The 12,367-nt window shown below is 71.0% G+C and carries 12 protein-coding genes; 9 read left to right on the forward strand and 3 right to left on the reverse strand.

Going from position 1 to position 12,367, the window contains the following annotated elements; all coding sequences use genetic code 11:
* Positions 1-118 precede the first annotated feature (118 nt).
* Positions 119-748: a hypothetical protein gene (locus QMO56_RS08035; RefSeq protein WP_283524764.1), complete on the reverse strand. Its 630-nt coding sequence runs from the start codon at positions 746-748 to the stop codon at positions 119-121.
* Positions 749-862: 114 nt separating this feature from the next.
* Here QMO56_RS08035 and QMO56_RS08040 point away from each other — a divergent pair, with 114 nt between their 5' ends.
* Positions 863-1,081, forward strand: coding sequence for a hypothetical protein (locus QMO56_RS08040; RefSeq protein ID WP_283524765.1), 219 nt, complete (start codon positions 863-865; stop codon positions 1,079-1,081).
* An 85-nt stretch (positions 1,082-1,166) separates the two neighbouring features.
* Here the strand turns inward: QMO56_RS08040 and QMO56_RS08045 are convergent, their stop codons facing one another.
* Positions 1,167-2,132 carry a threonine/serine dehydratase gene (locus QMO56_RS08045; RefSeq protein ID WP_283524767.1) on the reverse strand — a complete coding sequence of 322 codons (966 nt, stop codon included), beginning with the start codon at positions 2,130-2,132 and terminating at the stop codon, positions 1,167-1,169.
* Positions 2,133-2,268: 136 nt separating this feature from the next.
* Between QMO56_RS08045 and QMO56_RS08050 the strand changes: the two genes are divergently transcribed.
* The 5 genes from QMO56_RS08050 to ptsP are packed head-to-tail and all read left to right on the forward strand — an operon-like array spanning position 2,269 to position 6,373.
* Complete coding sequence (locus QMO56_RS08050; protein ID WP_283524769.1) at positions 2,269-2,715, forward strand: HPr kinase/phosphorylase; 447 nt, start codon at positions 2,269-2,271, stop codon at positions 2,713-2,715.
* The gene (rapZ, locus tag QMO56_RS08055) at positions 2,712-3,680 is read left to right on the forward strand and encodes an RNase adapter RapZ (RefSeq protein ID WP_283524771.1); all 969 of its coding nucleotides are present in this window, start codon (positions 2,712-2,714) and stop codon (positions 3,678-3,680) included. Before QMO56_RS08050 ends, rapZ begins: the two co-directional genes overlap by 4 nt.
* Before the next feature lie 13 nt (positions 3,681-3,693).
* Positions 3,694-4,137 (forward strand): PTS sugar transporter subunit IIA, encoded by a 444-nt coding sequence (locus QMO56_RS08060; RefSeq protein WP_283524772.1) that lies wholly within the window; start codon positions 3,694-3,696, stop codon positions 4,135-4,137.
* Positions 4,138-4,170: 33 nt separating this feature from the next.
* Positions 4,171-4,539 (forward strand): HPr family phosphocarrier protein, encoded by a 369-nt coding sequence (locus QMO56_RS08065; RefSeq protein WP_283524774.1) that lies wholly within the window; start codon positions 4,171-4,173, stop codon positions 4,537-4,539.
* Positions 4,529-6,373: a phosphoenolpyruvate--protein phosphotransferase gene (gene ptsP / locus QMO56_RS08070; protein WP_283524775.1), complete on the forward strand. Its 1,845-nt coding sequence runs from the start codon at positions 4,529-4,531 to the stop codon at positions 6,371-6,373. Before QMO56_RS08065 ends, ptsP begins: the two co-directional genes overlap by 11 nt.
* Positions 6,374-6,502: 129 nt before the next feature.
* On the opposite strand, the gene QMO56_RS08075 is transcribed toward ptsP, so the two are convergent.
* Complete coding sequence (locus QMO56_RS08075) at positions 6,503-8,404, reverse strand: lipopolysaccharide assembly protein LapB (RefSeq protein WP_283524777.1); 1,902 nt, start codon at positions 8,402-8,404, stop codon at positions 6,503-6,505.
* A 203-nt stretch (positions 8,405-8,607) separates the two neighbouring features.
* Between QMO56_RS08075 and ahcY the strand changes: the two genes are divergently transcribed.
* The 3 genes from ahcY to QMO56_RS08090 all read left to right on the forward strand — a co-directional run bounded on the left by ahcY (position 8,608) and on the right by QMO56_RS08090 (position 12,332).
* Positions 8,608-9,915, forward strand: coding sequence for an adenosylhomocysteinase (gene ahcY, locus QMO56_RS08080; protein WP_283524778.1), 1,308 nt, complete (start codon positions 8,608-8,610; stop codon positions 9,913-9,915).
* Between the two features lie 379 nt (positions 9,916-10,294).
* Positions 10,295-11,383: a TRAP transporter substrate-binding protein gene (locus QMO56_RS08085; RefSeq protein ID WP_283524780.1), complete on the forward strand. Its 1,089-nt coding sequence runs from the start codon at positions 10,295-10,297 to the stop codon at positions 11,381-11,383.
* Between the two features lie 142 nt (positions 11,384-11,525).
* Positions 11,526-12,332 (forward strand): undecaprenyl-diphosphate phosphatase, encoded by an 807-nt coding sequence (locus tag QMO56_RS08090; protein ID WP_283524782.1) that lies wholly within the window; start codon positions 11,526-11,528, stop codon positions 12,330-12,332.
* Positions 12,333-12,367 lie beyond the last annotated feature (35 nt).

The raw sequence follows: 12,367 nt of genomic DNA on the forward strand, positions 1-12,367 counted from the left end.
CCGCAGGCCTTGCGGCGCGGCCTGGTTCCTGAAGGCGTGACTGCCGCATGCCGTTATCCGCGCCTGCGGCCATGACTCACAATGTCGCCGTCCGAAGGGAATCGCTCCTGGCCCAGCGTCAGGCCTGCGGCATCAGTTGGCGCAAGGCATCGTCCAGCTGCGCCACCAGCGCAGCAATGAAGGCACCGATGTTCTCGCGAATTGCACCCTCGTTCGCCAGCTTCAGCCGCTCCACGCCCACGAAGGCAGAGCTCCAATTCGCCACATAGGGGCGGGTAATGGTCTGGTCGAACACGGTGGCATTGTCACGCAGCCGCACCAACCGGTAGCGCACCTCGGCCGACACCTCCATGTCGAAACCGGCGAAAGGCTGGTTGATGCGCAGCAATTCGGCATCGAGTCGATAGCTGCCCGCCTCGCTGGCCAGCATCGCGTGCGCGCGCAGGCTGCGGCGCAGGGCTTCAGCGAAGTCCGTGCTGGAAACATCGGATTTCCACAGCGGATGCGTCTCGCGCCCGCCTGCCACCTGGCCGACCTGCACCGCCTGCTGCAACCCCGAGCCCGCAGGCAGCAGCGTCGCCTCGCTGACCGCTGCCGTCATCGCGCCGGGATCGGCGGGCGAGGCGCAGGCGGCCAACGGCAACAGAACCACCAGGATAAGGGCACGCAGCCGCCGTCCGGCCAACGGCATCTCGAGCTTGAGCCGAGCATTATCGTTACGGTATGTTACATTTGAGAATGCAATCATGGATCGGAGTTCTGCCTTGCGTGCGCGCTGCCATGGGATCCGTTTTGTTCCTGACGACGCTGCTGGCTGGCTGCGGCGGCCGGGAAGCACGCATCATTCCGGAGCAATCCGGACTTGACGATAAAAGGCGAGCGCCAGATCAATGACGCCCGGGTTCAGGAACTAATCGCCGAGCGACAGACCGCCACGACCAACAATGTGGGCATGTTCCTGGCGAGGGGCGTGCTGTTCCTCAACCTTTCCGATACCGAACGGCGCGAGGCAGAGGCCTTGCAGCGTCGCAATGCCCGGTTGGACGCATTGATGCGTGCGCGCGCCTGCTCCATGACCTGATACGGCGGCGCGCCCAAGGGCGGGCGGACTCGAAGAAAAAAGATGGGGGTCTGGGGGAATTCCTTCCCCCAGCTTTTTTCACCGTTCAGGCGGAGAGCGACGCCGGATCGGTGTTCCCGCCGCAGACCACGACCCCCACCTGCGCCTCCTCCGGCGGCACGAAGGCGCCGCAGAGCAGCGCGGCCAGGGCGGTGGCGCCGCCCGGTTCGGCGACGATCCGGCAGGCCTCCCACAGCGCCTGCCGCGCGGCGCGGATGGCCTCGTCCGGCACCAGCACGGCGTTGCCGATATGCTGGCGGGCCACCTCGAACATCAGCGCGCCGACCTGCCGCGCCCCCAGGCTGTCGGCGGCCAGCCCGCCCACCGGGGCCGGCACGGGATGGCCCTCGCGGAGCGCGGTGTAGAGCGTCGGGCAGCCTTCCGGCTCCACGCTCACCACCTCGGCGCGCTCGCCGTACCAGGCGGCCATGCCGCCGATCAGCCCGCCGCCGCCGGTGGCGACCAGCACATGCGTCAGTTCCGGCGCCTGCTCCTCCAGTTCCAGCGCCACGGTGCCCTGGCCGGCCAGCACCTCGGCCTGGTCATAGGCGTGCACCATCAGCGCGCCGGTCTGGGCGGCGCGGGCCTCGCAGGCCTGGCGGGCCTCGTCATAGCTGGCGCCGCCCTGCACCAGCGTGGCACCATAGGCGCGGATGCGGGCCAGCTTGGCCGGGCCGGTGATCTCGGGCACAAAGATCTCCGCCTTCACCCCCAGCGCCCGCGCGGCATAGGCGACGGCGGCGCCGTGATTGCCGCCCGAGGCGGCGATCACCCCGGCCGCCGGCAGCGGGCCGGAGAGCATGCGGTTGAAGGCCCCGCGCGGCTTGAAGGAGCCGCTGGCTTGCAGAAGTTCGAGCTTCAGCGTCACATCACAGGGAGTGCCGAGATCGGCGGCGGGCAGGCGCAGCAGCGGAGTGCGACGAATCCGGGAGGCGATGCGCGCGGCGGCGGCACGAATGGCTGCTGCATCCGGAGGAGCGGCAGCGGGAGCGGGAAAGGCGGCTTGGGTCATGACGGCGAACGGTGGCACCACCCGCCCGGAGCCGCAACCTGGCAGCGTGCACAGGGGGTGCTTTCACACCCGCCTTCAGAATGCCATATTTCACCAGATTTCAGAGCGACCCCGGTCGCGGAGGCCAGGAGCACACATGTTGCTGCATGGGAGCTGCGCAGCGTCGCAAGGCGCGGGCGTGTTGTTCCTGGGTCCCCCGGGATCCGGAAAGTCCGATCTGGTGCTGCGCCTGATGCAGCGGGGCTGGCAGCTGGTCGCCGACGACCAGGTGGTGCTGCGCGGCGAGGGCCAGGGCACGGAAGCGGAGGCGCCGCCCCCGCTGGCGGGCCTGCTGGAGGTGCGCGGCGTCGGCATCTTCCAGGGCCTGCCGCATGGCCCGGCGCCGCTGCGGCTGGTGGTGGACCTCGCCCCGCAGGCCGCCGTGCCCCGCCTGCCGGAGCCGCGCCGCTTCGCCGCCCCCGGCGGCCCCCTTCCCCGCCTCGCCCTGCACGCCTTCGAGGCCTCCGTCCCGGCCAAGCTGGAGCTTGCCCTGGCCGCCGCGCAGGCGCGGCTGGCCCAGCGCGCCGGGGCCTTCGTGGCGTGAGCACGCCCGGCTCCACAAGCCGCCCGGTGGTGGTGGTCACAGGCCTCTCCGGCGCCGGCAAGGCCTCCATCCTCCGCGCGCTGGAGGATCTCGGCTTCGAGAGCATCGACAACCCGCCGCTCGCGGTGCTGGAGGAGGTGGTGCGCGAGGCCGGCAGCGTGCCGCTCGCCATCGGCGTGGACGCCCGCACCCGCGGCTTCGACGCCGCCGGCCTGCTGGCCCTGATGGACCGGCTGCCCGGCGTCCCCGGCGCGGCGCCTCAGCTCCTCTACGTGACGGCGGAGGAGACGGTGCTGCTGCGCCGCTTCTCCGAGACGCGGCGGCGCCACCCGCTGGCGCCCGGCGGCTCGCTGGGCGGCTCGGTGGCCGACGGCATCGCGCGCGAGGAGGCGCTGCTCGCCCCGCTGCGCGACGCGGCGGACTGGGTGATCGACACCACCGAGCTGCCGCTGCCCGAGCTGCGCCGGCTGGTGGAGCGCCGCTTCCGGCAGGCCGAGGGGCATGGCCTGGGCGTCGCCGTGATGTCCTTCGCCTTCCCGCGCGGCCTGCCGCGCGAGGCCGACCTGGTCTTCGACCTGCGCTTCCTGCGCAACCCGCACTACGACCCCGCGCTGCGGCCACTGACCGGCCAGGACGCGGCGGTGGCGGCCTTCATCCGCGAGGATCAAGACTTCGCCCCATTCTGGCAGCGCATGACGGCGCTGCTGGACCCGCTGTTGCCCCGCTACGCGGCGGAGGGCAAGAAGTATCTCACCGTGGCCCTCGGCTGCACCGGCGGCAAGCATCGCTCCGTCCTGCTGGCCGAGATGCTGTCCGCCCATCTGGCGGCGCAGGGCTGGCGGGTTGACCTGACGCACCGCGAACTGACCGCCCCGCGCGGCACCGCGGGCGCGCAACGCGGCGCCGCACCGCCGGCCGCGCCGCATCCCCTATCGGGTCGGGAGGCCCCTTCTTGCACACTTTGATGGCTAATCCCTCATGATCGGGCTCGTGCTGGTCAGCCATGGCCACCTCGCCGATGAGTTCCGCCTGGCAATGGAGCACGTCGTCGGGCCGCAGCCTCAGGTCGAGACGGTCTGCATCGGGCCGGAGGACGACCTGGAGGCACGCAAGCGCGACATCCTCGGCCGCATCCTGGCGGTTGACCGTGGCGACGGCGTGGTGATCCTGACCGACATGATGGGCGGCACCCCCTCCAACCTGGCCACCGCCGTGGCGCAGGGATCGGCACCCGAGCGCGCGGTGGAGGTGATCGCCGGGCTGAACCTGCCGCTGCTGGTCAAGCTGGCGCGCATCCGCGGCGCCGAGACGCTGGGCCCGGCGGTCGAGCACGCCCTGCAGGCGGGACGCAAATATATCGCCTGTCCCACCCATATGAACTGCGCTCCCCCCGCGGGAGCCGCGCCGGACAAGCCTGCCTGAGCCGGCGCCGGGCGCACCCAACGGAGGCTACCCATGACCCTGCTGTTCCGCCGCACCGTTCCGCTGCGCGCGCCCTCCGACGTGTTCCGGGCCCAGGCGGCGGCGCAGGCCTCCGCCGAGGCGGGCAACCCGCTGCTGCTGCGCCGGGTGGTGCAGATCCGCAACAGCCGCGGCCTGCATGCCCGCGCCGCGGCCAAGCTCGTCTCCTGCGCCGAGCGGTTTTCCGCCTGCGTGACCGTCTCCCGCGATGGCCAGAAGGTGCCTGCCTGCTCCATCATGGGGTTGATGATGCTGGGCGCCGGAAAGGGCAGCGAGGTCGTGGTGGAAGCCGAAGGGTGGGATGCCAGGGAAGCGCTCGATGCTGTGGCCGGCCTGATCGAGGCCGGTTTCCATGAAGACTGAGAAGACCGAGAAGACCGAAGCCGCCAGGACCCCCGATTCGCCACGCCGTGGCGGGCGCAAGACGCGCGAGGTCCTCGTCCGCGGCATCGCCATCAGCCCCGGCGTGGCCATCGGCGCCGTCTATGACACCAGCGAGGTGCCGACCGAGGCGCCCCGCCGCAGCATCCCCGCCGCGCAGGTCGAGGCGGAGAAGGCCCGCCTCGCCGCCGCCGTGGCCGCCAGCCGCAAGCAGGTGAGCAAGCTCAAGGGCCGCCTCGCCGTGCTGCCGGAGGAGGCGCAGGGCGAGCTGGAGCCGCTGCTCGACGCCTATTCGATGATGCTGGGCGACAGCCGCCTGCTGCGCGGCGCCCGCCGGCGCATCGCCGAGGAGCTGCTGGCCGCCGAGACGGCGGTGCAGGACGAGGCCGAGGCGATCGCCGGCACCATCCTGGCCGCCAAGGACGACGACAAGCCCGGCCTGCGCCGCCGTGCCGGCGAGGTGCGCGAGATCGCCCGCCGCCTCACCCGCAACCTGACCGCCACCCCCTTCCGCAGCCTGAAGGGCGTGCCCGCCGGCGCCATCCTGGTGGCCGAGGAGCTGACCCCGGCCGATGCCGCCCTGCTCGACCCGACGAAGATCGCCGGCGTCGCCACCGAGGAGGGCGGCGCCGACGGCCATACCGCCATCATGCTGCGGGCGCTGGGCATCCCCAGCGTGCTGGGCTGCCCCGGCCTGACCGAGGCGGCGCGCCGCGGCGACGAGGCGGTGCTGGATGGCGGCACCGGCACCATCGTCATCCGCCCGGGCTCGGCGGCCCTTGAGGCGGGGCGCGAGGCGCTGGCCGGCTATGCCAAGGAGAAGTCGCGGCTGGCCAAGCTGCGCCGCCTGCCCTCCGTCACGCTGGATGGCGAGGAGGTGGAGCTGCAGGCCAACCTGGAGATCCCGGCCGAGCTGCCGCTGATCGCCCAGGCCGGCGCCCAGGGCATCGGCCTGCTGCGCACCGAGTTCCTCTTCATGAACCGCGAGGACCTGCCCGACGAGGACGCGCAGTTCGAGGCCTACAGCCAGATCGTCGGGCCCCTGGCCGGGGATGGGGTGACCATCCGCGTGCTCGACTGGGGCGGCGAGAAGGACATGCAGGCGCTGGCCGAGGGGGTGGTGCCCTGGCACACCGGCCCCAACCCGGCGCTCGGCCTGCGCGGCATCCGCATGCTGCTGAAGCGGCCGGAGCTGCTGGAGGCGCAGTTCGCCGCCATCCTGCGCGTCGCCACGCAGGGTCCGGTCCGCATCCTGCTGCCGCTGGTCACCATTCCCGCCGAGGTGGCGCAGGCCCGCGAGATCTACGAGCGTGTCGCCCGCCGGCTGCGCCGCCGCGGCACCCCGCTGCCGGACAAGCTGCCGCCGCTCGGCGCCATGATCGAGACGCCCGGCGCCGCCCTGGCCGCCGACGCCATCGCCCTGGAGGCCGATTTCTTCGCCATCGGCACCAATGACCTGGCGATGTACACCCTCGCCGTGGACCGGGCGGAGGCCGAGGTCTCCCACCTCTACGACCCGCTGCACCCGGCGGTGCTGCGGCTCGTGCAGTTCGCCACCGAGGCGGCGCTGCGGCTGCGCATGCCCGTCTCCGTCTGCGGCGAGATGGCGGGCAATCCCCGGCTGGTGCCGCTGCTGCTGGGCCTCGGCATCCGCGCGCTCTCGATGAACGCCAGCGCCATCCCGCGCGTGAAGCAGAGGGTGCGGACGCTCAAGATCGACGACTGCGCCCGCTTCGCCCGGCGCGTCATGGAACAGGGCGACCCGCGCCTGATCCAGGAGCTGGTGATGAATTTCGGCACCCCCGAAGGGAGCTGATGCGGGCGGGCGGCGCCGGAAGCCGCCACCTTCCCCCCACCGGCTTGCAAACTGCCCACGGCGTCCGGCAGGCGGAGCCTTCCAGGGCGCGGCGGAGGGGAGCGGAGGAACCCGCCCCCTGGCGGTGCTTCAGGCCGCCGCCGCAAGGGAGGCGGCCAGCTTCGCCTCGGCCTCCTCCAGCTTCTTGTGATAGGCGGGCTGGTCCGGCACCTGGGTGGCCACCGCATGCCAGTGCGACACGGCCTCCCGCCACGCGCCCATGCGGGTCGCGATCTGCGCGGCGAGGAGGTGGAAATCCGCCCGGTCCGGCCGCTTGGCCAGGGCCTGGCCGATCGCCTCCCACGCCCCGGGCAGGCGGTCGAGCCGCAGCAGCGCCTTCGCGCAGTAGCGCCAGGCCGCGGCGTCGCCGCTGCGCCGGGCCGTCGCTTCCAGCAGCGCGGCGGCCTCTTCCGGCGCCTCCGCGTCGATCATGATCTGGCCGCGGCGGACGGCGAGCGGGATGTTCTGCGGATCGAGCTCCTGCGCCTGCCGCAGCAGGGCAAGCGCCGCCTGCGGGTTGCCCAGCTTCTCCTCGCACTGCGCCAGCGCGTCCAGGGCGCGCCAATCCTTCGGGAAGCGGCGGACCATCTCCGCCGCCACCTCCCGCGCCCCCGCCACGTCGTTCTCGACCTTCAGCAGATGCGCCAGCAGGTCCCGCTGCACGTGCAGCAGCACGGGCATGGTCTCGCGCAGCCTGCTCCGCACCCTCTCGATGTCCTGGGCCGGATAGCTGGCCCGGAAGGTGGCATGCGCGCGGCGCAGCAGCGCCGGCAGCGCCGGCGCCGCCAGCGCGGCGGCGACGGAAGCCTCGGCCAGCACGTCGCCGAAGCCCAGGCCCAGCGCCGCCTTCTGCATCTCCTGCAGGCCGTGGCGGATCTGCGGGCGCGGGATCTTGCGGCCGCCCTCGCGTGCGAAGCAGCGGTGGAACACGGCGAGGAAGAGGCTGAGATAGCGCGCCGCCTCCAGCCCCTCCCGCTCGCAGGCGAGCGCCAGGACCAGGAAGGCGCGCGCCTTCAGCTCCCCTGGCATGGCATCGAGGTCGAGCGCTTCGAGGGCGGCCAGGACCTCCTCCAGCCCCGCCCCCTCGCTGATCGCATGGGCGGCGGCGAGGATGCCATGCACCGCCGCCCAGCCGCCCGGCTCCGGGAAGACCTCGGGCCTCACCGCGCCGCGCCCGATCAGGTCCAGCAGGATGCGCCGCTTGATGCGCTGCCCCCGGGGGTCCTTGTCCGCCAGGGAACGGGTCAGCGGAAAATGGCGCGGCTCCAGCCCGCCGGCCAGCAGGTGGTCGTGCAGCTCGGCATGGATCAGCTGCCAGGGCCGGTGCGGCGCCAGCACCGCCTGGCCGAAGAGCCGCGCGTACTGGTCGTCGCCGGCGGAGGAGGCGACGGCGATGGTGTCCTTCAGGAAGCGCACCATCCGCCCGCCGTCGGGGATCAGGATCGCCCCCTCCTGGCAGAGGCCGTGCATCACCGCCGCATCGGCGGGAGCGATGTCGATGGCGAGGTCGGGCCGCATGCGGATGACCAGGTCGAAGCGCTCGCCGGCCGCCTTCTCGAAGCGGCGCTTCATCGCGTTGCAGCGCCAGATCTTGTAGAGCATGCGGAGGCTGTTCACGTCCGCCGCCTCGGTTTCGAGGTCGAGGCAGAGGAGATCCTGGTCCTCGATGTCGATCTCGGCGCCCGGCAGGTAAGCTTCCAGCTCCGCCCGCGTGACCTCGCCGTAATGGGCATTGACCGCCGCGCCGAAGCCGGGAACGGCATCGGGCAGGCGCGTGCCGCCGAGCAGCGGCTCGGGCAGGGCGAGGGCGAATTCGCGGCCGAACATCCGCCCGGCCTGGCTGTCGCCGATCACGCCCGTGATCTTCGTGCCCCGCCGCTGCCAGGTGCTGATGAACACCTTGGCACCCAGGCGCTCGGCCACCCGCGCTGCCTGCGGCAGGGTCAGGTGCTCGTCCCGGAGCTGCCCAGCGATGCAGAGGGCGATCTTCATCCGCGTCAGGGCTCCCGGCGGCAGGGGCGAGGCTAACCGCCCATTCATGTCTCCAGGGACAGAATGATCGGGCAACGGGTGGCGGAGTGTCAACATTCGCTTCACGCAAGCGAGACATAAAGACATTATTATATCTCGTCATGCGGCTTGGCCCTGCGGGCCGGCCCGTGCTATCCGGCGGGCACTTTCTGGAGAACAGCCCCATGCCCGACGCGAACACCGCCGCCGCCGACTACAAGGTGAAGGACATCTCCCTGGCCGAATGGGGCCGGAAGGAGATCTCGATGGCCGAGGACGAGATGCCCGGCCTGATGGCGATCCGCGCGGAATACGGCCCCTCCAAGCCGCTGAAGGGCGCCCGCATCGCCGGCTGCCTGCACATGACGATCCAGACCGCCGTGCTGATCGAGACGCTGATCGCGCTCGGCGCCGAGGTGCGCTGGTCCTCCTGCAACATCTTCTCGACGCAGGACCACGCGGCCGCCGCCATCGCCGCCGCCGGCATCCCCGTCTTCGCCTGGAAGGGCATGGACGAGGAGGAGTTCTGGTGGTGCATCGAGCAGACGGTGCGCGGCCCGGGCGGCTGGGAGATCAACATGATCCTGGATGACGGTGGCGACCTGACCACCCTCATGCACGACAAGTACCCGGAGATGCTGCAGAACGTCCGGGGCCTGTCCGAGGAGACCACCACCGGCGTGCACCGCCTGTGGGAGATGCAGAAGAAGGGCACGCTGAAGGTCCCGGCCATCAACGTGAACGACAGCGTCACCAAGTCGAAGTTCGACAACCTCTACGGCTGCCGCGAGTCGCTGGTGGACGCCATCCGCCGCGGCACGGACGTGATGATGGCCGGCAAGGTCGCCGTGGTCGCCGGCTATGGCGACGTGGGCAAGGGCTCCGCCGCCAGCCTGCGCAATGCCGGCTGCCGCGTGATGGTGACCGAGGCCGACCCGATCTGCGCCCTGCAGGCCGCCATGGAGGGCTATGAGGTCGTGACGATGGAGGATGCCGCGCCGAAGGGCGACATCTTCGTCACCGCGACCGGCAATGTGGACGTCATCACGCTCGACCACATGCGGGCGATGAAGAACCGCGCCATCGTCTGCAACATCGGCCACTTCGACAGCGAGATCCAGATCGGCGCCCTGCGCAACTTCAAGTGGGACAACGTGAAGCCGCAGGTGGACGAGGTGATCTTCCCCGACGGCAAGCGGCTGATCGTGCTTTCCGAGGGGCGGCTGGTGAACCTGGGCAACGCCACCGGCCACCCGAGCTTCGTGATGTCGGCCAGCTTCTCCAACCAGACGCTGGCGCAGATCGAGCTGTGGACCAACCACCAGGCCTATGAGAACAAGGTCTACACGCTGCCCAAGAAGCTGGACGAGAAGGTGGCGTCGCTGCACCTGGCCAAGGTCGGCGCCGCGCTGACCAGGCTGAGCCCGAAGCAGGCCGAGTATATCGGCGTCGAGGTCAGCGGGCCGTTCAAGCACGACCTGTACCGCTACTGAGGCGGGACAGGCGGGGGGAAGGAATTCCCCCCGCACCCCCCATCTTTTTCCTGCCGGTTCCCGGGCCCGTGGCGAAGGCGATCCCACCCTCAGCCGCGGGGGCTGCTCCAGCCCTGGCGCGGTCGCTCTCCGCCAGCCCGGCAAAACCGACAGAAAAGAAAGAAGAGGGGGCGCGGGGGAGAATTCATTCTCCCCCGGCTCCGCGCCCGGCGCAGGCGAAGCACAGGCTTCCACCGCCCCAGGCACCGAAAAAGCCGAAATTTTCGCTTTATACGTAATAATATTGCGCGCCGCCCCTTTCCCGATGGCGTGATCGAGGGGATAAGCCCTGCATGGCCCAAGCCGGGCCGCAAGCAACCGCCTTGGGAAGGATCCCGCCATGAACCGCCGCGCCCTGCTCGGCGCCGCCGCTGCCGCGGCGCCGGCCGCCCTTGCCACCCCTGCCCTGGCGCAGTCGGCGCCGGAGGTGCGGTGGCGCCTGACCAGCAGCTTCCCGCGCAACCTCGACATCCTCTACAGCGCGCCGGAGGTGATCGCCCGCCGCGTCGCCGCGCTGACGGACAACAAGTTCCAGATCCGCGTCTTCCCCGCGGGCGAGATCGTCGGCGGCCTGCAGGCGCTCGACGCGGTGCAGGCCGGCACGGTGGAGTGCGCCCACACCGCCTCCTACTACTATGTCGGCAAGGAGCCTTCCTTCGCCTTCTTCACCGCCATGCCCTTCGGGCTGAACACCCGCATGTACAACGCCTGGTACCGCCATGGCGGCGGCGCCAAGCTGGCGGCGGACCTGTTCGGCGCCTACAACTGCGTGGGCTTCACCGCCGGCGACACCGGCGCCCAGATGGGCGGCTGGTTCCGCAAGGAGGTGAAGACACTGGCCGACATCCAGGGCCTGAAGTTCCGCATCGCCGGCTTCGCCGGGCAGGTCTTCGCCAAGATGGGCGCGACCCCGACCCAGGTGGCGGCGGCCGACATCTATCCCTCGCTGGAGCGCGGCACGCTGGACGCGGTGGAGTTCGTCGGCCCCTATGACGACGAGAAGCTCGGCTTCGCCCGGGTGGCGCCGAACTACTATTTCCCCGGCTTCTGGGAGCCGGGCGCGCGGCTGCACCTGCTGGTCGGCAAGAACGCCTGGGAGGCCCTGCCCCCGGCCTACAAGGCGGCCATCGAGATCGCCTGCGCCGACGCGGACATGGACATGACCGCCCGCTACGATGCCGCCAACCCGCAGGCGCTGCGCCGGCTGCTCGCCGCCGGCGCCCAGCTCCGCCCCTGGTCGCGCGAGATCCTCTCCGCCGCCTGGAAGGCGACCCACGAGCTGTATGACGAGACCAGCGCGAGGGACGAACGGTTCAAGGCCATCTGGGACTCCTACCGCCCCTTCCGCGACGACGAGTACGCCTGGTTCCGGGTGGCCGAGAACTCCTTCGACAACTTCGCCTTCACCGCCTCCCAGATGGTGAAGTGAGGCCGGCGCCGGAGCGGGCGCCTGCCCGCTCCGGCAAAGCTGACCGCGAATTCATGGCCCGGCTGGCGGTCGCCCCGCCATCCCGCGGTGACAGATGCTGCGCTGCACGCTATCGGGGCCGTCGCAGCGCAGGACTGACGCCATGGATCTCGTCTCGCTCCTTTCCGCCATGCTGATGGGCGTGGTGGAGGGGGTCACCGAATTCCTCCCGATCTCCTCGACCGGCCACCTGATCCTCCTCGGGGAGGTGATCGGCTTCCAGGGTCCCCCCGGCAAGACCTTCGAGATCAGCATCCAGCTCGGCGCCATCCTGGCGGTGATCTGGCTGTTCCGGGAGACGCTGCTGCGCATCGCCTTCGGCATGTGGCGGCGTGGCAGCACGGAGTACTACTTCGCCATCAACCTGCTGCTGGCCTTCCTGCCCGCCATGGTGCTGGGCGCCACGCTCTACAAGCCGATCACCGAGCTGCTCTACACGCCCCTGGTCATCGCCCTGGCGCTGATCGCGGGCGGCGTCGCCATCATCCTCATCGAGCGGAACCGGCCTGCCCCCAGCATCCACTCCGTGCCGGAGATCGGGCCGCTGGCCGCCCTGCTGATCGGCCTGGGCCAGGCGCTGGCGATGATCCCGGGCACCAGCCGCTCCGGCGCCACCATCATCAGCGCCCTGCTGGTGGGGGTGGACCGCCGCACCGCGGCCGAGTTCAGCTTCCTGCTGGCGGTGCCCACCATGCTGGCCGCCACCGTGTTCAGCCTGTGGAAGAACCGGGCGGAGCTGGATCTCTCGGCGGCCGGCCAGATCGGCGTCGGCTTCGCCGCCACCTTCATCGTCTCGCTGGTGGTGGTGCGCTGGCTGATGGCGGTGATCAGCCGCATCGGCTTCACGCCCTTCGCCTGGTACCGCATCATCCTGGGCGGCGCGATCCTGGCCTGGCTGGGGCTGCGCTGAGGCGGCGCCGGATCGCTTGAACCGCGAAACGAGAG

This window comes from Roseomonas sp. E05, assembly GCF_030063475.1.
Classification (GTDB): Bacteria; Pseudomonadota; Alphaproteobacteria; order Acetobacterales; family Acetobacteraceae; genus Pseudoroseomonas.